Origin of the sequence: Streptomyces sp. NPDC047974 (assembly GCF_040653375.1) — a bacterium.
Lineage (GTDB): Bacteria > Actinomycetota > Actinomycetes > Streptomycetales > Streptomycetaceae > Streptomyces.
Genome location: NZ_JBEZNU010000045.1, coordinates 1 through 20199, shown reverse-complemented (window position 1 = coordinate 20199; position 20199 = coordinate 1). Strand labels below are relative to the sequence as shown.

18 protein-coding genes and 2 pseudogenes are annotated in these 20199 nt (G+C 69.1%); 9 read left to right on the top strand and 11 right to left on the bottom strand.

The window, feature by feature from the left end; translation table 11 throughout:
- Positions 1 to 8: 8 nt before the first annotated feature.
- Positions 9 to 437, bottom strand: coding sequence for a hypothetical protein (locus tag AB0E19_RS35310; RefSeq protein ID WP_362188169.1), 429 nt, complete (start codon positions 435 to 437; stop codon positions 9 to 11).
- Positions 434 to 2071: a GMC family oxidoreductase gene (locus AB0E19_RS35305; protein ID WP_362188166.1), complete on the bottom strand. Its 1638-nt coding sequence runs from the start codon at positions 2069 to 2071 to the stop codon at positions 434 to 436. Before AB0E19_RS35305 ends, AB0E19_RS35310 begins: the two co-directional genes overlap by 4 nt.
- A gap of 57 nt (positions 2072 to 2128) precedes the next feature.
- Here AB0E19_RS35305 and AB0E19_RS35300 point away from each other — a divergent pair, with 57 nt between their 5' ends.
- Positions 2129 to 2758: a TetR family transcriptional regulator C-terminal domain-containing protein gene (locus AB0E19_RS35300; protein ID WP_362188163.1), complete on the top strand. Its 630-nt coding sequence runs from the start codon at positions 2129 to 2131 to the stop codon at positions 2756 to 2758.
- A 221-nt stretch (positions 2759 to 2979) separates the two neighbouring features.
- Here AB0E19_RS35300 and AB0E19_RS35295 read toward each other — a convergent pair whose 3' ends face one another.
- Genes AB0E19_RS35295 through AB0E19_RS35280 form a run of 4 tightly spaced genes read right to left on the bottom strand, consistent with a single transcriptional unit; the run spans position 2980 to position 7689 of the window.
- Complete coding sequence (locus AB0E19_RS35295; protein WP_362188160.1) at positions 2980 to 4353, bottom strand: acetyl-CoA carboxylase biotin carboxylase subunit; 1374 nt, start codon at positions 4351 to 4353, stop codon at positions 2980 to 2982.
- Positions 4354 to 4357: 4 nt separating this feature from the next.
- Positions 4358 to 4573: a biotin/lipoyl-binding carrier protein gene (locus tag AB0E19_RS35290; protein ID WP_362188157.1), complete on the bottom strand. Its 216-nt coding sequence runs from the start codon at positions 4571 to 4573 to the stop codon at positions 4358 to 4360.
- A gap of 48 nt (positions 4574 to 4621) precedes the next feature.
- On the bottom strand, positions 4622 to 6199 hold the full coding sequence (locus AB0E19_RS35285) for a carboxyl transferase domain-containing protein (protein WP_362188154.1): 1578 nt from the start codon (positions 6197 to 6199) through the stop codon (positions 4622 to 4624).
- Positions 6196 to 7689: an AMP-binding protein gene (locus tag AB0E19_RS35280; RefSeq protein ID WP_362188151.1), complete on the bottom strand. Its 1494-nt coding sequence runs from the start codon at positions 7687 to 7689 to the stop codon at positions 6196 to 6198. Before AB0E19_RS35280 ends, AB0E19_RS35285 begins: the two co-directional genes overlap by 4 nt.
- A 177-nt stretch (positions 7690 to 7866) precedes the next feature.
- On the opposite strand from AB0E19_RS35280, the gene AB0E19_RS35275 reads away from it, so the two are divergent.
- Together AB0E19_RS35275 and AB0E19_RS35270 are read left to right on the top strand one after the other, a co-directional pair.
- A complete protein-coding gene (locus AB0E19_RS35275) occupies positions 7867 to 8328 on the top strand; it encodes a thioesterase family protein (protein ID WP_362188148.1) in 462 nt (153 codons plus the stop codon).
- A complete protein-coding gene (locus tag AB0E19_RS35270; RefSeq protein ID WP_362188145.1) occupies positions 8318 to 9502 on the top strand; it encodes a saccharopine dehydrogenase NADP-binding domain-containing protein in 1185 nt (394 codons plus the stop codon). Before AB0E19_RS35275 ends, AB0E19_RS35270 begins: the two co-directional genes overlap by 11 nt.
- A 388-nt stretch (positions 9503 to 9890) precedes the next feature.
- Here the strand turns inward: AB0E19_RS35270 and AB0E19_RS35265 are convergent, their stop codons facing one another.
- Positions 9891 to 10223 (bottom strand): hypothetical protein, encoded by a 333-nt coding sequence (locus AB0E19_RS35265; RefSeq protein WP_362188142.1) that lies wholly within the window; start codon positions 10221 to 10223, stop codon positions 9891 to 9893.
- Here AB0E19_RS35265 and AB0E19_RS35260 point away from each other — a divergent pair.
- Positions 10204 to 11865: a transporter gene (locus AB0E19_RS35260; protein WP_362188139.1), complete on the top strand. Its 1662-nt coding sequence runs from the start codon at positions 10204 to 10206 to the stop codon at positions 11863 to 11865. The two genes, AB0E19_RS35265 and AB0E19_RS35260, sit on opposite strands and share 20 nt — an antisense overlap.
- 277 nt (positions 11866 to 12142) lie before the next feature.
- Positions 12143 to 13552 carry an FAD-dependent oxidoreductase gene (locus AB0E19_RS35255; protein WP_362188136.1) on the top strand — a complete coding sequence of 470 codons (1410 nt, stop codon included), beginning with the start codon at positions 12143 to 12145 and terminating at the stop codon, positions 13550 to 13552.
- A gap of 179 nt (positions 13553 to 13731) precedes the next feature.
- Here the strand turns inward: AB0E19_RS35255 and AB0E19_RS35250 are convergent, their stop codons facing one another.
- The gene (locus tag AB0E19_RS35250) at positions 13732 to 15168 is read right to left on the bottom strand and encodes an APC family permease (RefSeq protein ID WP_362188133.1); all 1437 of its coding nucleotides are present in this window, start codon (positions 15166 to 15168) and stop codon (positions 13732 to 13734) included.
- A gap of 628 nt (positions 15169 to 15796) precedes the next feature.
- Between AB0E19_RS35250 and AB0E19_RS35245 the strand changes: the two are divergent.
- The 4 genes and pseudogenes from AB0E19_RS35245 to AB0E19_RS35230 form a co-directional block, all read left to right on the top strand.
- Positions 15797 to 15952: pseudogene (locus AB0E19_RS35245) on the top strand (SpoIIE family protein phosphatase); the annotation flags it as partial.
- A 289-nt stretch (positions 15953 to 16241) separates the two neighbouring features.
- Positions 16242 to 17111, top strand: coding sequence for a phytanoyl-CoA dioxygenase family protein (locus tag AB0E19_RS35240; RefSeq protein WP_362188130.1), 870 nt, complete (start codon positions 16242 to 16244; stop codon positions 17109 to 17111).
- 228 nt (positions 17112 to 17339) lie between these two features.
- On the top strand, positions 17340 to 17834 hold the full coding sequence (locus tag AB0E19_RS35235; protein ID WP_362188128.1) for a hypothetical protein: 495 nt from the start codon (positions 17340 to 17342) through the stop codon (positions 17832 to 17834).
- A gap of 230 nt (positions 17835 to 18064) precedes the next feature.
- A complete protein-coding gene (locus tag AB0E19_RS35230) occupies positions 18065 to 18607 on the top strand; it encodes a cytochrome P450 (protein WP_362188126.1) in 543 nt (180 codons plus the stop codon).
- Here AB0E19_RS35230 and AB0E19_RS35225 read toward each other — a convergent pair.
- The 3 genes and pseudogenes from AB0E19_RS35225 to AB0E19_RS35215 form a co-directional block, all read right to left on the bottom strand.
- A pseudogene (locus AB0E19_RS35225) lies at positions 18607 to 18771 on the bottom strand (IS630 family transposase); the annotation flags it as partial. The gene AB0E19_RS35230 and the pseudogene AB0E19_RS35225 overlap by 1 nt on opposite strands.
- Before the next feature lie 34 nt (positions 18772 to 18805).
- Complete coding sequence (locus tag AB0E19_RS35220) at positions 18806 to 19219, bottom strand: ATP-binding protein (protein WP_362188123.1); 414 nt, start codon at positions 19217 to 19219, stop codon at positions 18806 to 18808.
- A 135-nt stretch (positions 19220 to 19354) separates the two neighbouring features.
- Positions 19355 to 20026: a PP2C family protein-serine/threonine phosphatase gene (locus AB0E19_RS35215; protein WP_362188120.1), complete on the bottom strand. Its 672-nt coding sequence runs from the start codon at positions 20024 to 20026 to the stop codon at positions 19355 to 19357.
- Between the last annotated feature and the right edge of the window lie 173 nt (positions 20027 to 20199).

The following is a 20199-nucleotide window of genomic DNA, read 5'->3' as shown; positions in this document are numbered from 1 at the left end:
CTGTTCCTTCAGTCGGTGCTGGGGGTGGGGATGTAGGTCGGGCCGAGCGCGAGCACGGGTGCGAGCAGGGCGTCGTCGACCAGCTGGTCCGGCGTGGCCTCCGCGGAGGGCGTACGGGCCTGGCCGGGATAGCCGACTGCCTGCCGCGCCTCGGGCGCCATGTAGTAGGTGCTGCTGAGGAAGTAGAAGGCCGCCTCGACGAGCTCGACCGGCCAGCCCGTGACCACGTCGGCTGTGAGCTCATCACCCTCGGCAGCCAGGTCGGCGGCCCGAAGGAATGCCTCGGACAGCTCCGGATCAGCCTGGAGGGCGCGCCTCAGGAGGGCTTCGTAACCAGGCAGGGCGGTCATCCGGGGCGACCGCGCGCTCCCGGGGAACCAGAGGTCGGCGAGGCGCGCCGCTCCGGAGCGGGTGCGGTCGTCGGGAATGGCGATCACAGCGGAGTCCTTTGGGAAGCAGCGGTCTCGATCAGGTGCTCGGTGGCGCGGAGGGCGAAGGCCGTGATCGTCGGCGTCGGATTCACCGCGGAGGACGTCACGAAGACGCTGCCGTCGAAGAGGTAGAGGTTGGGGACGTCGTGGGACCGTCCGTAGCCGTCGACCACCGACGTGGCAGGGTCGTTGCCGCAGCGGGCGGTGCCGAGCAGGTGCCACCCGGTCTCGCCCGCGAAGTCCACACGCTTGGTGGAGACGGCGCCGGCGGCCTCGTGAACCTCGACGATGCGGTCCAGGTTCCAGTCGAGAGCACGCCTGCTCTCGTCCGACATCCTGTAGTGGATCTTCGGTGCCGGGATGCCGTCGCTGTCGACGAGGTGAGGGTCAAGGGTCACCCTGTTGTCGAGGTCGGGCAGGTCCTCGATCGAGGCTGAGATCTCGAACGATCGGCCGTGCAGGCGTTCGACGAGGGCATGACCGGCCGGACCGCTGCGCTCGGCGAGCGGCAGATCCGCGAACCGCTGGAGCAGGCCCACCGGCCCCTGCAGCACGACAGCCGTCCACTTGGCGCCGCGGCGGAAACCGCGACTGAGGTCCGTCTCCGCGAAGTGCATGGACCAGACCGGATGGCTCTCCGGCCCGAGCCAGGGCTCGAGGTCCTGCTCGTACTCGCCCAGGACCGTCGCCACCGGGTGCATCATCAGATTGCGCCCGACGTAGCCGGAGGAGTTCGCGAGCCCGTCCGGGAACATCGGAGAGGTGGACAGCTGGAGCAGGCGAGGCGTGCCCACCCCGTTGGCGCACACGATCACCACGGGCGCGGAGGTGTGCTTCTCGGCTCCCTCGCGGTCGATCCAGGTGGCGCCGGTCGCGAGGCCCTGGTCGGAGACGGTGATCTCCCTGACGCGAGCCCCGGTCACCAGGTTGACGCCCGCCGCCAGCGCACCGGGCCACATGGCCACGTCGAAGGAGGCCTTCGCCCCCTCGGGACAGCCGGTCCCACACGTCCCCCAGCGCGCGCATGCCCCGCGGGAACCGGTGCTCTGCGACAGGATCGCCGAGGTGCCGGGCCACCAGCCGATGCCCAGCTTGTTCATGCCTTCGGCGGCGAGCCGGCCGATGCGTCCGATGGGGAGCGGCGGTTGGGGAGGCACGTAGCCGGACGGGTAGGCGACGTTGCCGCCCAGTCCCGAGACTCCGATCATCTCGTCGACGGCCTCGTAGTAAGGCTGCAGGTCCTCGTAGGTCAGGGGCCAGTCCTCGGCGATGCCGTCCAGGGTGCGGACCCGGAAGTCGGACGGGATCATCCGGGGCCACTCCGCCCAGAACAGGACGCTGCTTCCGCCGACCCCGTTGAACATCAACGGGTGCACGTCGGAGTCGGAGTCGTTGACGGGGTAGTCGCTCCGCCGGTGACGGTGGTTGGGGTTGGGGTTCCAGGGACCGGCGATGAGCAGGTCCCGTTCGGGCTTGTCGCTGGGGTAGTCGGCGACATCGGGCCAGTCGCCCTGCTCCAGAACGGTCACGCGGAACCCGCTCTCGGCCAGCAGCCGGGCCGCGGTGACACCGGATGGGCCCGCGCCGATGATCAGTGCATCGATGTCGTCGCGCCTGGCGGACGAGCCGGTCGTGGTCATGAGCGCGCTCCTTGCAGAGTCGGTATTTAACTCAATCGATTGTGTTTAAATAGCGTCATGCCGAAGATCGTCGACCACCGCCAACGGCGTGCTGAGATCGCTGACGCCGTCCTCGCGATCGTCGCCGAGGACGGCGTCTCGGGCGTCACCCTGCGGGAGGTCGCGGACCGTAGCGGCTGGTCAACCGGCGTACTGAATCACTACGTCGGCGGTCGGGACGACCTGTTGCGACTGGCCTTCCGGCATGCGTTCTGGCTCTCCGGCCGTCGGCTGGCCACGATCGCGGACGACACCGGGCTCGACCCTGTCGAGCGACTGGTTCGCGTACTCACCGCGCAGATACCGCTCGACGGGCCGTCGGTGGCCTTCGGCCGGATCACCCTGTTCTTCTACGCGGAGGCGGCGAGCTCCCCGGAGAAACTGGGGCAGGAGATGATCAACTACCTCCGGTCGTGGCGCTCGACCGTCGAGACCCACGTGCGCGCGGCGCTGGTCTTCCGCGACCTGCCCATGTCCCGGGCGCGGGAGATCGGTGACCACCTGGTGGCACTCATCGACGGCTACGCCAGCTATGCGGTGCTCGGTTCGAACCTCTGGCAGGGCGACGATCCCACCGCCTCGCCCCCGGTCCGGACGTGGGTCGAATCCGCGCTCGCGATGAGCACGCTCGACGCGGTGGATCACTGAGCCCCGACGGGCCGCGTTCCGCGAGTCCCTCCGGGCAGAACCAGCCGGCCGCCGCGACCGGGCGGCTGCAAGGGCGCTGGCGTCGGCCATGGAGTGGCTCCTGAGCTCGATCCGCCGGGTCGATCCACCGACCCGGTAGCCACATGATTCGGCAACGGTTCATGCCCGCGCCACGCACTCTCGGCGCGTCCACGAATGCCGGGTGGTGCACTTTGCACCGGTCACCCGGAACCGTCGGCCCAGGCGTCGGTGGACTTCAGCCAGGCCCGGTCTCCGACCAGCTCTCGGCAGGTGCTCGCGCGTTCCCACTCCTCACTCGCGAGGAGTGCGCGATGGAACGGGATCAGCGTCGGAAGGCCCGTGACCACGATGTCGTCGAGGGCCTTGCGCATCGCCTCGGTGGCCGCTCGGCGGTCCTTGCCCCAGGTGATCACCTTGGCGATCATCGGATCGTAGTAGGGGTGGACGGTGTCTCCGTCGGCCACACCTGTGTCGACCCGTACCCCGTCTCCGACAGGTGCGACGAACCGCTCGATCCGGCCCGGGGCGGGGCGGAAGTTCTTGGCGGCCGATTCGGCGTTGATCCGGCACTCGATCGCGTGGCCGTCGACCCGCACGTCGGCCTGCCCGAAGCCCAGCGGTTCGCCGGCGGCGATGCGGATCTGCTCCTCCACCAGGTCGAGACCGGTGACGAGTTCGGTCACGGGATGCTCGACTTGGATGCGGGTGTTCATCTCGAGGAAGTAGAAGTCCTCGCCGACGAGCAGTCCCTCGACCGTGCCGAGGGAGTGGTACCCGGCGGCCCGCGCCGCCCGCACCGCTATCTCCCCAAGGCGTGCGCGCTGGGCGTCCGTGAGCAGCGGACAGGGCGCCTCCTCGACCAGCTTCTGGTGTCGGCGCTGCACCGAGCAGTCTCGCTCGAACAAATGAACGATGTTGCCCTGGGTGTCGGCGATGATCTGCACTTCGACATGACGGGGGTCGTCGAGGTAGCGCTCCAGGTAGACGGTGGGATCTCCGAAGAAGCGGTCGCCCTCACCCGATGCCCCCTCGACCGCGGCGGCGAGCTCGTCGGGTCCGCGGGCCACGCGGAACCCCTTCCCGCCGCCGCCGTTCGCCGCCTTGGCTGCGACGGGATAGCCGATCGCCTCCGCCGTCGCGAAGGCCTCCGGTCCGGGATGGATCGGGTCGGTGCCCCCCGGAACGACGGGTACACCGGCCTCTGTCATCGTCACTCGGGCCTGGATCTTCGACGACATCATCTCCATCGACTCGGGGCTCGGACCGATGAACACCAGCCCGGCCGCCGCGCACGCGCGGGCGAACTCCGGGTTCTCGGACAGCAGACCGTAGCCGGGATGGATCGCCTGGGCGTCGGTAGCGAGGGCCGCCTCGATGATGCGATCGAACCTCAGGTAGCTCTCCGCCACCGGGGCGGCGCCGATGGGCACGCTCTCGTCGGCCATCCGTACGTGCAGGCTGCCGGCATCGGCGTCGGAGTGGACGGCGACGCTCGCGATGCCGAGACGCCGCAGGGTCTTGATGACGCGTACGGCGATCTCGCCTCGGTTCGCCACGAGGACCTTGTCGAACATGAGCTCAGCCCTCCAGCGTCACGAGCAGGTCGCCGTCGGCGACGACAGCTCCCACACCGACGTGGATCTCCGCCACGACGCCGTCGTCCTCGGCCTCGATCGGGATCTCCATCTTCATCGACTCCAGGATGAGCAGCACGTCGCCCTCTCTGACCTGATCCCCCGGTGCGGCGACGACCTTCCACACCGTCGCCACGCAGTCGGCCGCTATCTCACTCATGATTGTTCTCCTCCTTGCCGGGGGTGGTCACGTCGCACCTGGTGGGGCTCATCGGCGACCGCGCCTGTCCTGAACCATCGGGCTCACGGCAGCGGCGAGCGCTCCCTGTCCGGCGTCGAGGAACGAGGCCACGACCTCGCGGGTCTCGCGCGGGTCGATCATGTGCTCCACGCCGAACGCCTCGACGGTCCGCCAGGGATCGACGAGAGAGCGCATACGGGCCTCGATCTCCGCCCGCATCCGGTCGGGATCCTCCGCCGCCTCGATCTCTCGCCGGTATGCGGCCTCCACGCCTCCTTCGATCGGAAGGTCGCCCCACTCGCCGCTCGGCCACGCGAGGCGCAGCCCGAGCCGGTCCGGGTTGGCGGTCGCGGAGACGGCCAGGCCGTACGCCTTGCGCACCTGCACCGTGATGATCGGCACCGTCGCCTCGACGATCGACCGGATCGCGCGGACGCCCCATCGCATGACGTTGGCCCGCTCCGCCTGCGGACCGACCATGAATCCGGGGACGTCGACGAAGTAGAGGACCGGGAGGTGGAAGGTGTTGCAGAGGTTCATCAGCCGCACCTGCTTCTCGGACGCGGCAGCGTCCATCGCCCCACCGAGGTGCTGCGGATTGCTCGCGAGGACGCCGATCGGCATCCCGTCGATCCGGGCGAGACCGGTGACCAGGCTCTTGCCCCACCCGGAGCCAATCTCGAAGAATGAGCCCTCGTCGACCACGGCCTTGATCACCTTGGTCGCACGATAGGCCTGCCGGCGATTCTCGGGGATGATGTCGAGGAGCTCCGGCGCACGACGGTCGACGGGATCGTCGCAGGCCGTGCGCTGCGGGAGCTCCCAGACGTTCTGCGGCAGGTAGCCCAGCACCGCGCGCATCTGGGCCATCGCGTCGTCCTCGTCACGCGCCAGGTTGTCGACGGCACCGCAGCCGGTCGCGGCGGGTCCACCGCCCAGCTCGTGCTTGTCGATGTCGATGCCCAGTGCGCGCTTCACCAGCGGAGGCCCGCCGGCAAAGATCACGGAGTCCTTTGTCATCACCGAGAAATGGCTGGCCACGGCCCGAGCCGCGCTGGCTCCAACGGCGGCGCCGCTCACCATGGTCAGGACCGGCACCTCGTCGAGGAGCTCGAACGAGCGGGTCCAGCTCATGGAACTAGTGAGGTAGGCGTGCCCCTTGTCCTCCTGGGCCGCGACGTCTCCGCCGATGCCTTCCACGAACATCATGAGCGGAATCTTGTACTCGTGGGCGAGGTCCTCGACGAAACCTCCCATCCCGCCCTTCATGCGGTCGAGGTACGACTGCGGGGCACCTGCGCGTACCGTGAAGTCCTCCCCTCCCAGGGCCACGGGTCGGCCGTCCACGCGCGCCAGCCCACAGACGTAGCTCGCGGGAAGGGTGCCGATCCTGTTGCCGAGCGCGTCGTACTCCTCAAAGACCGCGAACTCGCCGATCTCGCTGAAGCTGTCGGAAATGGCGTCGATCCGCTCGCGAATCGTGTAGCGGCCCTGTTCCTTCTGGCGTGCCACCCGCCGCTCGCCGCCCAGCCGGCGGGCCCGGGCACGGCGTTCGTCGAACTCGGAGAGGGCGTCGGGCCAGTTGAATCCACCGGTTGTGTTCATCGGGACACTTCCATGACGTCGGGCGACGTGATGTCGCGGGAGAGCAGGTGTTTCTGGACCACACCGGTCCCGGCGCTGCGGACGAACTCGGAGCCGTCGGTCACCGTCAGGTACCGCGGCACGGCGAACCGGGGAAGCACCTTGCGGCAGTGCTCGATGAACTCCTCGAGCTCCAGGGACTCCCCTTCCGGGACCACGAAGACCTTGATCTCGTCCTCGCCGCCGTGCTCGTCCCGGACGGCGATGGCCACGCACTCCCGGACGCCGGCGGCCAGGTTCAGGCTGTGCTCCAGCTCCCACACCGAGATGTTCTCGCCGCGTCGGCGGAAGCTGTCCGTCCGGCGCCCGTCGAAGTAGAGGAAGCCGTCGGCGTCGAGATGGCCGGAGTCGCCGGTGTGGAACCACAGGTTGCGCCACGCCTCGACCGTCGCCTCGGGTCGGCGCCAGTACCCCAGGGCCGTGAGGTGCGGTCCGCGCGGACGGTAGAGGATCTCGCCCGGCTCGCCCACGGGAACCGGTCGGTCGTTCTCGTCGACCACCTGCACCTCGATCGCTTCGTGCGTACGTCCTGCCGCGCCGCGGCGTCGCTGGTCGGCGCTGTCCATCGCGATGCCGTCGCACTCGGTCTGGCCGAAGAGCGTGAGAACCGGGATGCCGAGCCGGTCCTCGAAGGTCTCGTAGGCGATCTGCGGAACCGGCGCCCCGACCAGCCGGGTGAGGCGGTGCGAGGCCGGCTCGGGCAACTCCGCCTGGGCCAGCATCGAGAGCATCGATCCCACCCCCGTCGCCCAGGTCGCTCCGAACCGGCTGACGTCGGTGAAGTACTCCGAGACGGAGAACCGCTCCCGGAAGGCCATCGAGCCGCCCGACCGCAAGCACGCCGCGAGCTGGACGTGACCGTCCACGTGGAAGAACGGCAGCGGGAAGTAGCCGATGTCATCGGCACTGAGGCCGATCCGGTCGATCCACACCTCGGCGAGGTTGGAGAAGTAGGCACGCGGGAGCATCACGCCCTTGGCCGGACCAGTCGTCCCCGACGTGTAGAGGATGGTCGCGAGTTCGCCGGGACCGAACCCGCGCTGCGCCTCGTCGAGTTCGTGCCGGGCCACGTGGTCGACCGGCTCCGCCGTCAGCGTGCTCATCGGCAGGACGTCCCCGACCGCCGCGTCGCGGACCTGCTCGATGAGTCCGTCCTGACAGGCGATCAGGCTGGGGTCCGAGTCGGTCAGGACATGGGCCAGCATCGGGCCGCGCAGCTCGACGTTGACCGACACCTCGACCGCTCCGAGCCACCAGATGCCGAACATCCACACGACCCGTTCGATCGAGTTGCCGCTGACCAGCGCCACGCGGTCCCCCGCCGAGACGCCGCGTCGCCCGAGCGCCACGGCCACGCGGCGCGCCCGGTCGGCCAGGTCCCCCACGGAGAGAGTCTCGCTGCGGGACCGCAGCAGCGTGCGGTCGGCGTCCTGGGCGACCGCACGCAACAAATCGTCAACCGGGCTGACGCGGTCGACCGCGCGCGGCCGACACCTGCCGACGTCATTCACGGGGTGGTCCCTTCATGGATCGGACGGAGGGGTTTCTTATTTGAGACGCTTGATATAAAACGGTTTTCGCTCATCCGATGTCAAGACCCTGGAGATCGCATTGACCTGGAGCACGCCATGAGCTGGACAACGACGGTGCACCCGTGGACGTACGACTTCGACTACCTGGGCCACCTGACCGCCGCCGTCTACCCCAAGGCCTTCGATCAGGCGCGGATGGAGTACCTTCGCGACCGTTGGCAGACCCGTACGCCCGCGTACGTCGTGGCCGCGCATCGTATGGAGTACCTCAGGGAGATCCTCGAGGAGGACGGCCCGCTGCAGGTCGTCGTGCGGCCGGTGCGCGTGGGCCGCTCGAGCTTCGACCTTGCGGAGCTGCTCCTCGACGCCGCGGGCACCGTCCGCAACCGCTCCGAGGCGACGCTCGTGACCTGGGACGTCGAGGCTCGCCGCTCCCGGCCGCTCACCGCGAGAGAGCGTGCTGCGCTCGACGCCGACATCGAGCACGCTTCCCCCGCCCGTCCCCAACGCCCGACTTCCGCCGACAAGCAGGAGAGTGAGACCCACGATGGCTGCTGAACACCGCACAGGAAAGCGAGTCCTCGTCACGGGCGGCGCGGGAGAGATGGGCGCCCATGCCTGCCGAGTACTGGCCGGCGCCGAGGAGATTGCCGAGGTCCTCATCGCCGACAGGAACGAACAGGCCGCCAAGGCACTGGCCGACGAGCTCGGCCCTCGGGCGAAGCCGCTCGCGCTGGACATCTACGACGCGGACGGGCTCGCCGACGCACTCGCCGATGCCGACTTCGTACTCAACACGGCAGGCCCGTTCTACCAGTTCGGTCCGCTGGTTCTGCGTGCCGCGATCGCGGCACGGACGCACTACCTCGACATCTGTGACGACTTCGAGCCGACCCTCGAGATGCTCGATCTCGACGCCGACGCGCGCGAGGCCGGCATCACGGCGGTGATCGGAGTCGGCGCGAGCCCCGGCATCAGCAACCTCCTCGGTGTCCTGGCCATGGACGAGTGCGAGGCGGTGGAGACGATCTACACCTCCTGGCGCGCCTCCGGCTTCCAGCGTGCGGAGGTCGACACCGACGTGCGGTCCTCCGCGGCGGTGGAGCACTGGATCCACAACTGCACCGCGACGATCAAGGCGTGGCGCGACGGCGGCCTCGCCGACGCCCAGCCGCTCGAGGAGCGCTCGATCAGCTACCCAGGACGGGGCGAGTCCCCGGTCTGGGTCTGCGGTCATCCCGAGCCGCTGACCCTCCCCCGGTACCGCGACGGCGTGCGGGAGTCCCTCAACCTCATGTCGTCCCGTCCGCGGCTGATGGAGGCGGTGATCCGCACGGCGGACCGGGTCCGCTCCGGTGAGCTCGATGTGGCCGAGGCGAGCCAGGCCCTGGTCCTCGAACCGAACACCATGGGATCGGCGGCGGGTCCTGCGCCGTCCCTGCCCGTGCTCTTCGCCGTCGCCGAGGGCACGAAGAACGGCAAGCGTGTACGGGTCGGCGCCAGGCCCCTCGTCGTACCCGACGACAGCATGGCCACCATGACCGGCATCCCCCTGGCCGTGGCGACGCTGATGGCGGCGCGAGGTGAGGTCGACCGGCCGGGCGTCCACGGCCCCGAGGTCATTGACGCCCGCACCTTCTTCGACGACCTGGCCCGGTATGCGCGCCACGGCTCCGACGACGAGCGCCCGGCCGAGGTCGTGGAGGTCGTGGTCGAGGAAATCACCGCCTAATCACCACGTCCGTAGGGCGAGTCCGTCCATCCACCGCGGCGTCGACGGAGAGGATCTCCAGTGTCCCGCGCCGGTACGTCCGGCCTCGGACCCGCATGAGCTCCTCTGCGGGAGCGCCGGCGCCACCGGGGCTTCGACGTCGCGGACACGCATCGCCTGAGAGCAGTCCCGGACGACCTGCCCATCGTGCAGGTCGTCCGGGACTCCCACCTGCGGGACGCGCCCGCAGAGATTGTCTCCTTCGCCTGATCCACGCTGCGGTGACGAGCCCGCCGCCCGGTCCCCCGCCGCGTCGATGCCGCACGCCGCAGCCACCCGCCCGTACTCGCCGGAGGTATACGTGCATCCCCAGTCCCCTCCGAGGTCGCACTACTCGGACGGCCCCTCCCTACGACACCATGAAAGTCTCCGCGGTGTCATCCGCAGCACGCAACGCTCCTTTTTCCTCGTCAATGCGGTTCCCTTCGGCATCAGCACCCTGGGCTCGTTCACGGACATACCCGGCGTGTCGCTTCACGGGCGATTCACCCTGGGCATCCTGTTCGCCATCCTCCAGGTCGTCCTGTTCATCGGCACTGCCTGGTGGTACGAAACGTGCGCCACGCGCCTGTGCGACCCTGTCGAGAATTCCCTGAGGCTCGGCATGGATCAGCCCGAGATGCCGGTCGCATCTCCCGCTTATGGACCCTGGCGGTGAAGCGATGACCTTGCCGACTTTCATCTCGGACACGTTCAGCGGTGAGGGCGTGATCACCCCGATCGGTTCCGATACCAGAGGCCCTGTGATCGTCGCCTTCCTGGCGTGCATCGGACTGTCGCTGCTGTGGCTCTTCACGCTCTCCGCCGGTCAGGAGGATCATCCGGAAAGGCTCTACATAGCCGACCGTTCGCTCTCCCCGGTCTTCAACGGAGTCGCCTTGGCGGGCGAGTGGCTCTCGATCGCCACGCTGCTGACGATCCCCGCGACCGTCACCCTGTACGGCTACGACGGGATCTCCTTCGGGATCCAGATCATGATGTCGATGGGGGTGATGCTGCTGCTGGCGCAGAGGATCCGGAACAGCGGTCGTTACACGCTGGGCGGTCTCTTCTCCCTGCGGGTGTCAGGGGCGGCGCCCCGCATCGCCGCGGCCGTGGTGACCCTGGTTATCGCGATCCCCGTGCTCCTGATCCAACTGCGCGCCGCCGGCCTCAGCGCGGCTCTGCTGATCGGCATGTCGACGCCCGGGGCCCAGGTGGTGTGCACCGTGCTGATGGGCGTCCTCATCGCCTGCTTCGCCTCGGTGGCCGATCTGCGCGGCGTCAGCGTCGTCCAGGTCGTCAAGGTGCCCCTGACCATCCTGGTGCTTGCGGCGACCACGCTGCTGGCCCTCGCCAGATTCGGATGGAACCCGGAACGCCTGCTCGCGTCTGCGGCGCGCGGGAGCAGTGATCCGGACAGTTACATGGACCCCGGCATGTGGGTCTACACGACGAGCGTCGCAGGGCTCGACAGGTTCGGCGACAACATCGTCGAGGTTCTCGGCATGGCCGTCCTGCCCCCGTTGGTCCTGCGTGTGGCCGCGTCCCGCTCCGGGCGCTCGGCGCGACGCTCCATGAGCATCGCGGCGGGGCTGGGAGGTGTGATCGTCTTCCTGCTGATCGCGGCGGGTTTCGCGACGGCGGCCATGCTGGAAGGCCTGGACGTCACGGCGATCGACGGCAACGGGCAGTCCGCCGTGATCCTCATGGCCGCGGACCTGTTTCCCTACGGCTCGGCAGTACGGGTCGTCCTCATCACCGTGATGGCGTGTGTCATTTTCCTCGCGGTGCTCTCGACCGTGACGAGTGCGACTTTCGCCGCTGCCGTCTCCACCGTGCACGACGGACTGGCACACGGCAGGCGCATCGACGCCGAGACCAAGGAAGCGCGGCTGCTTCGTCCGGTCATCATCGCCCTCTGTGTCCTGGCACTGACGATGTCCGCCGCCCTGCACGAGTTCCCCATCGACTTCCTGATCATCATCGTGGTGAACCTTTCCGCGTCGGCGGTCTTTCCCGGGCTGCTGTACTCCCTGTTCTGGCGCAAGTTCAATCGTCGAGGGCTGTTGTGGTCCGTCTACGGCGGGCTGCTGATCTGCCTCACCCTCACCATCGCCTCGCCCCCGATCTCCGGTAACTCGTTCGCACTGTTCCCGGACGCGGACTTCAACTGGTATCCGCTCCAGACCACCGGCCTAGTTTCCGTACCGGCGGCATTCCTGCTCGGGTGGCTGGGCAGCCGGAACGGACAAGGGAGCTCCGAACACCATTCGCCGCACGTCGAGCACCTGATCCTGACAGGGAGGGAGGCCGAACCGAAGGCCGAGGCCCCAAGGGAATAGCTGTTCACAGCATGTCGCCGGCGCCGAGAAGGCCGCTTGCTCACGCACGGGGTGGGTCTCCGACCGCAGTACGGGTCGGGGACCCACCCCGTGCTCTTGGACGGCCTGCCGGCCGATGCCCTCGAATTCCCGGCGACCGCAGCGAAGGGCCCTCCCCAGAGCCTGGTGAACAGTGCACCGCCGGCGGACCGCACCCGGTGGGGGTTGGCGTAGAGGGGTTGTGAAGCCGGTCGCGAAGGTGAACTGAAGCACAAGATCCGGGGAGAGCGAGGAATACATGGAACCTGAGAACTCGACGGTCGACGTGATCGTGGTGGGGGCCGGCCTGTCCGGGCTCGTCTCGGCACGCCGTCTCGTCCAGGCGGGCATCTCCTCCCTGCGCGTCCTCGAGGCCCGCGACAGGGTCGGTGGGCGTACGAAGCTCCACCGGCTCGAGAACGGCCGGTACGTGGAGGAAGGCGGCCAGCTGGTCGGTCCCGAGTACAAGCGGCTGATCGCGCTGGGAGAAGAGCTCGGCGTGTCGACCTGGCCCCACAACGAGCACGGAAAGGCGGTGTTGGAGCGCCGCGGTCGCGTGATCAAGTTCAGCGGATCGATGCCGTGGACCGCCGACCCGCTGGGTTCGGCGGACTTCGCGCGGTCCTTGCTCCGTCTGGACCGCCTGGGCAAGCGGTATCCGGGAGACGAGGCGCTGGGGACGCCGGAGGCGGCCGAACTGGACGCCCTCACCTTCGCGTCATGGGTGAACCGCAGCACCAAGTCGGCTACGGCGCGCACGCTGTGGGCCATCATCGCCACGCTGACCCTCGGCGGTACGGCCGGCGACATGTCCCTGCTCTTCGTCCTCCGCCATCTGCGCGCGATCGGCGGCGTGGAAACGCTCCTCGCGTCTCTCTCCGGCGGCGACGAACGCTCGTTCACCGGGGGGTCGGCCGAGCTGAGCCTGAGGATCGCCGCCGAACTGGGAGACCGCGTCGTCCTCGATTCCCCGACTGTTGCGATCCGGCAGTACGACGACCACGTCGAGGTCGACACACCCGGCCGGACCCATCACGCTCGACGCGTGGTGATCGCGATGAGCCCTTCCGACCGCGCGGCCATCAGCGTGGATCCCCAGCTCCCGCTGCCCCAACGGACCATGGGCGAGCGTATGTCGATGCTGCACGCCTACAAGGTCCATGTGGTCTATCCGGAGCCTTTCTGGCGTCGTCAGGGCCTCAGCGGCGCGACCATGAGCGACAGCGCCCCTTTGATGCTGACGTTCGACGACACTCCCCCCGGGGAGCAGCAGGGAGTCCTCGTCGGATTCGCGCGGGGCGACGGCGGGAGGAGTGCGGATCTGCCCGACCCTATGCCGACCGACCCGGTCCGGCGTCGTGAGGCGGTCCTCGCGGGCTTGGCGCGGGCGTTCGGAGAGGAGGCCCTCCATCCTGACGAGTACCACGAGATGAACTGGACGGAGGAGCGCTGGACGACGGGTTGCGTCCCGACCTGGCCGCCGGGGCTCCTCACCACTAGCGGGCCGGGCTACGCCGAGCCGGCCGGGCGTCTGCACTTCGCCGGTTCGGAAACCTCGCCCAGGTGGGCCGGCTCGCTGGAGGGTGCCGTCATCGCCGGGGAACGGGCGGCGGCCGAGGTCGCCGCCCTGGCCACCGCAGAGGCGGCCGACGTCCCGGCCTCCCGCTAGTCACCGGGCGGCGGTGAAATCGCCTTTCCGCACGAAGGGGCCACGGGTATGCCACTGCCCGTGGCCCCTTCGCACGCTTTCCCGTCCGCGCCGAGCCGAAGCACACACCGGAGACGGACGCCCGGAAGGGGCGGTGGGTGCCCAGGCACCCACCGCCCCTTCCGGGCCATCACCGCAGGTCAGCCCTCAGCTGCCGCGGGTTGCCGCGCACCTCGGCGGCGAAGAGAGCTCAGCGCGATCAGAGCGAGGACGACGACGACAGCGACCACGGCGATCCATGCCATGGAGTCCGCCGGGGCCGCAGGAGGGTTTATCCAGCCGTTCGCATAGGTCCAGGCCATGGCGGCCCCGCCGAGAACGGCGGAGATCCACAGGCCCGGCCGGAGCTCTCCGGTCCGGCGCGTCAGCACGATGGCACCCGCGGCAATCAGCACGTACGGCAGGGCCCAGATGTACACCAGCAAGGTGGTGAGGGCGTTGTAGGCGGATGCCACGTCTCCGATCAGGAACACGGCGGCCGAGATGAACGTGAAACAGGCGACGGCGAGCGACACGACGGCCACATGGGGGCTGTGGAACTTCGGGTGGATGCGCGTCAGGAATGCGGGAAGGAGTCCGTCCTCGGCCATGGCCAGCGCGAATCGGGTGCCGTAGTTGACGAAGGCGATGAGCGAGGAGAAACACGCGGCTGCCAGCACGAGGTCGGTGGCCGCGCCCACGGTCGTTCCCAGACCTGCCTGCACGGCCAGAGCCGCGGGTGGTGACGCCCCCGCGGACAGTTGGCCGCCGGCCTGCAGGAGACCGGGAACCTGCAGAATCGTCGCGACGGTGTAGACAGCGCCCAGCACGACGGGCACGGCCATGATCGCGACGGGAACATTGCGCCGGGGATCACGCGTCTCGGCTGCCAGTGCCGCGCTGCTCTCGAAGCCCACGAGGAAGGCGATGCCGATGGCCACGCCACGAAGCGTGGAGCCCATGCTGAACTGGGCGAAGTCGAACTGCGTGGCGAGCTGAAGACCGGTGTGCCGCGCGCTGGCAATGGTGATGACGAGGACCAGGGGGATGGAGAGCGCAGCCAAGCCGACCACGATACGCACCGAACTGTCCAGCCCGCGGTACGCGATGGCGGACGCGATCAGGAAGGCGAGCGCGAAGAGGACGACCTGGGTGGGGAACTCCAGGGGCGACAGGTCCGTCGGGTCGGCCTGACGACCGTGGACGAAGCTGCCCACGAAGAGGCCGACGAGCATGGCAAGCCCGCCGACCCCGCAGACGAAGCCGCTCACCATGGCCGCTCCGGTCAGGTAACGCGCCCACGGCCCGAAGACTTCGGAGACGTAGGAGTACAGCGAGCCGGTCGCGACGAATCGGCGTGCGAACACGATGATCGGGCGTCCGATCAGCACGACGCAGACGGCGGCGAGCAGCGTCGCGTGCCAGGCCGAGGCGTTCCCGGTCGCGGTGAGGACCAACGTCGGAACGAGGGCGATGCCGACCGCCGGAAAAAACGATGCCAGGGAGAGCGACACGAGCGTGCCGCGACCGAGGTGCCCGGCTTCGAGGTGCGGGGTTTCGACGTGCCCCGCGGCACCCTTGCTCCCGGTGCCGCTCATCGGAGGTCTCCTACGACGGAGGGCGTGCTGGTCAGGGGCCGGCTCGGGAGAGCGGCGCACGGCACCGCACCCCGGTTCCATCCAGTCATGTCGATCTTCCTGCCTGTGAGTGGTGGACTTCCGCCGGGGATTCGTGGCACCAACGGCGATGTGAGGCGCAACACTGCAAGCAGAACGCGCACGGGCCCAGCGTCAATATGGACCGTTGACGTCGTACGTCCGGTGCAGACTGCACATCCGGCGGATCGCCGTGGGCAGGGCTCGTCCCGGCTGTGGCCTCGCGCGGTCCCGCCGGCGCTTGACCCTGCAACTTGTCGGTCACTCAACATGACGATGGAGCATGCTCAGCGGCGCCGCACCGCACGGCTGTCCGCTCACAACGGGAACCTCCCCGTCGCCTCAGGACGGACACACGCCTTCGCAGGGAAGCCGGCAACGGCCCCTGAGCACCATGCAACCCCTGCTGCGCCAGGTGACGAAATCCCCCGCTCCCGCATGGTGGACCCCAGCGGCGGAAGACGACGTGCTTCCGGGCGCCCCGGATTCCATTCGGTCATGGTCCTGCCACTGCAGGCACGCGGAAACACCCTGGGCCTCGTCCAGTTCTTCCGTGGCCGCGCTGTGGCGCCGCTACCTGCCCACCGGCTCCCGCGCGGGCGTGGGCGGTGATTGGTGCGACCTGATCCCGCTGTCCGGAACCCGCGTGGCGCTCGTCGCGGGCGATGCCCTCGGCCACGGCCTGAACGCCTCCGCTACCATGAGCCGCCTGCGCACGGCCGTCCGCTCGCCGGTGACCGGCCCTCCACGACATCTTCCGGTGTGCCGACCCTGATCCGTGAGACACCGGCTTCCTGAAGCAGGGCGCCGATCGGCCGGAGCGGCCGCGCCGGAGGAGTGTTCGGCCCCGTGAAAGCCCACGGTGCACTCTGCACTGTCCGCCGCGTCACAGGGTTGCGCCGCGACGTGGATCCCAGTACCGATCGAGGCCAGCCTGAGAGCAAGGTCGCTCAGCCGTCATCCGACGGCAACCGGGCGCGGAACACTTCCGCGGCAGGCAGTTCAAGTGAAGCGGATTGTGCCCATGCCTGAAGCAACCACCGCGTGCCTGCAAAGAGTCGGCAGTAACACACCGATCGAGGAGATCCTCGGCATCATGCGCGAGGGGCGGGGTCATCGTCGAAGGCTTTCTCACCTCAGACCAGGTCCCGCGTCTCAACGCGGAGGTCGAGACCGCCCTTGCCGGGATCCGTCCCGGAGCAACGGTCGCCGACGAGGCGGTCAAGGAGTTCTTCGGTTCCCACACCAAGCGGCTGGCCAACCTGATCACCCACAGCAAGGTCTTCCGCCAGGAGATCATCGACCACGACCTCCTCCACGGCCTTGCCGATGCCATCTTCCTCGAGAAGTACGGCAGATACTGGATGGTCACCGGCCAGGTCATCGAGATCGGCCCCGGCAACAGGGCGCAGCCCCTGCACCGCGACCTGGAGAACTGGTACCCGTTCATCGGCATGGGTCCGAGCGGGCCGGAGACCGGCGTCAACTTCATCTTCGCCCTGACCGAGTTCACCGAGGAGAACGGGGCCACCCGGGTGATCCCGGGCAGCAACCACTGGCCGGACTACGAGGACCACGACACCCCGGCACAGACGATTCCGGCAATCATGAAAGCTGGCGGCGTCCTGCTGTTCAGCGGCAAGACAGCGCACGGCGGCGGTGCCAACGTGACCGACGACTTCCACCGCCGCGCGCTCAGCACCGGGCTGTCACCGAGCATCCTCACCGGCGAGGAGGCGTATCCCTTCCTCGTCTCCCTGGAGACGGCCCGAACCCGGTCACGCCGGGTACAGGGCCTCATCGGCTTCCGGTCGCAGTACCCGATCGGCAACCCCGGCCTCTGGATGAGCGATTACCGCGAGCTCGCCGACCGCCTGAAGCTCTGAGCCGTCACCTCATCGATAATCCGACCGTGTCAGACCAAGCCCTCCCCTTCGGGCACCCGCCCCGGCGATGACGCGTGCTGACCGTTTGCTGACCCCAAGGCACATGGTGACCCTGAACTGCAGCGCCGCCAGGCACCTAGACCGATCGCCGACTTCCCCGACGTGTCGGCAGGATGGCTGGGCCGGGCACACCCCGGTGCCGGACCACGTACGTGTTAGCGTCCGGACGTGACTCCCCCGGCCCTTGACCTGCCCGCATCCGCCGCAGTGTCCCGGCTCGACCTGTTCGGGGACGGGTTCATCCGCGAACCATTCCCCTGCCTGGACGCACTGCGGACCGATGCCCCCGTGCACCAGGACCCGGGCACCCCGCTGTGGCTGGTCAGCCGCTATGACGACATCCGGCGTGTCCTGCTGGACCCGGCGGCGTTCCGCCCCGACAACGCGCAGGCCGCCGTCACCCCGCTGCCCGTGGGCGTGCTGCGGGTACTGGCCCGGGCCGGCTTCAGGCTCCCGCCCTCGCTCGCCAACATCGGCGCCGACAGCCACCACGGTTTGCGGCGCGTGGTCACCCGGTTCTTCAACGCCCAGCGGGTCGCCGCGGCCGTCCCCGTCATCGAGCGCCCGCCGAACTCCTCGACGCCGCTCAGCGGCGCCTCGACGCGACAGGCTCCTGTGACCTGTTCGAGGCCTATGCCCAGATCCTTCCCTGCTGGGTGCTGATGGAGCTCCTCGGTATCGCCGGTGTCGACCCCGTCACCCTGGTCCGGTGGAGCGACGTCTCGCTGGAGCTCTTCTGAGGCAGGCCCACCCTCGAGCGGCAGCTGGAACTGGTCATTCTGGTCGGCGAGTTCCACCAGTGGCTGGCTCACCGCGACCGTGAGCGCCGCCCCGGCGCGGTCCGGAAGCTTCGTTGATGCGCTGACCCGCCACCGCCTGCATGACGGCAGGCGGTGGACGTCGGGACCGCGGTCGGCGCGTGCTTCTTCGTCTTCATCGCCGGCCAGTCCACTACCGGGCAGCTCATCTCCACCACGCTGCATCGGGCCCTGGCCGAGCCGGGCCTGTGGTCGCGCGCGGGCGCGGGCGCCGATCAGGGTCTGGCCGAGGCGTGGGTGGAGGAAGTACTGCGTCGCGAACCGCCGGTGACCACGTGGCGCCGGGTGGCCGCCGAGCCCGTGACGCTCGGCGGCGTGGACGTCCCCGCAGGGGCACAGCTGCTGCTGATGCTCATGGGTAGCGGCTCGGACCCGGAGGTGTTCGACGCCCCGGACCAGATGTGCCCGCACCGCGAGAACGCCCGCCACCACCTGTCCTTCGGCGTGGGCCGGCACCGCTGCCCGGGCTCCTCGTTGGCCCGGACGGAAGCCGCCCTCGCCCTCCGCGCGGCTGCCCGCCGCCTCCCGGACGCCCGCATCGCCCCGACGGCCGAGCAACCGCCGATCCTCGGCCTGCTCTCCTTCCGCGCTCCCCTACAGGTCCGCGTGACCGCCTAATAGGTGCGGCCGGTGACCTGGTCCGAGAAGATCCCGAGCTGGTCAACGAAGAGGACTTCACCGTTCTCCACTCTCGTCCCGGGCGCTGGCCAGGTCTCCTCGCGCAAGAGGCGGACCACTTCTGGGTCCTGCTCGACCTCCCGTTTGTCCGGACGCTGGAAGGTACTGATCCGAAACATTGACTGTCTCTGATTCGTTTCAGACGCCGAGTACGTCGCCGAAGGCGTAGAGGCCACCGGCGTCCGTGCCGATCGGGACCTCGGCCCAGATCGTCTTTCCTTCGCGCGTGTAGCGCGTCCCCCACTGATCGGCGAGCTGGGCGACCAGGAACAGGCCGCGGCCGCCCTCCTCATCCGGCCGTGCCCGCCGCAGGTGTGGTGAGGTCTCGCGGCCGTCCGACACCTCGCAGATCAGCGTGCGGTCCTTGTCCCGCAGGAGCCGCAGGTCCACCGGCGGGGCCCCGTACCGGATCGCGTTGGTGACGAGCTCGCTGACGATCAGCTCGACGACAAAGCCGACGGCGTCGAGGCCCCAGTGGGCCAGTTGGGCATTCGTGGCCGCACGGGCCTCCGCCACCTTCGCCGGGTCCGGGGCTATGCGCCAGCTGGCCATGTCGTCCTCGGCCAGGGCGTGGACGCGGACCAGGAGGAGCGCGGCGTCGTCGCGCGCGTCGGCCGGGAGCCCGGACGCGATGATCCGGCCCCGGATCCCGGCCGGGCGAAGACCGGAGGACTCGGTCAGGGTTCGTCACAGCTCGGCGACTCCGGCATCGGGGTCGTGCTGAGCGCCCGTCACCAGTCCGTCCGTGAACAGGGCCAGCAGACTGCTTTCGGCGATCTCGAACTCCGCGGATTCGAAGGGCATGCCCCCGATGCCCAGGGGCAGGCCGACGGGGATGTCCAGGGGCGTGGCGGGGCCGCCTGGGGCGACGAGGACCGGGGGTAGATGACCGGCGCTGGCCACGGCACACCGTCCGTGGACGGCGTCGTACACCAGGTACAGGCATCTCGCGCCCACCGCCGGGTCCATGCCGTTCGCCTCTTTCGGATCACTTCCGATACGCGCCTGACCGACCAGGTCGTCGACCCGGCTGAGGAGTTCGTCCGGTGCGAGGTCGAGAGCGGCCAGGGCTCGCACGGTCGTCCGCAGTCGTCCCATCGTCACCGCGGCATGCAGCCCATGGCCCACCACGTCGCCCACGACGAGCCCGACGCGGGCGCCGGACAGCGGGATCACGTCGTACCAGTCGCCGCCGACCCCCGTGGGCCCTTTGCTGGGGACGTAATGGTGGGCGGTCTCCACGGCAGTGCGCTCCGGCAGCTCCTGCGGGAGCAGATTGCGCTGGAACAGCAAGGCGGTGGCATGCTCTTGGGCGTAACGCCGTCCGTTGTCGATGCACACCGCCGGAGCAATGCTCAAGACCTGTGGATCAGCTCCGGGTGGGACGCGGAGGGCGTACCTTCCCGAATGATCCTGTGATGGTCACCGAGTAGACCTGCGTTGGCGCGCGGGTCGGGAAGGCACGCCCGTGCTCAGCGTAGTCACCGCGGACGGCACCACCGAGTCCGGCTCCCTGATCGACGAGATCGTCC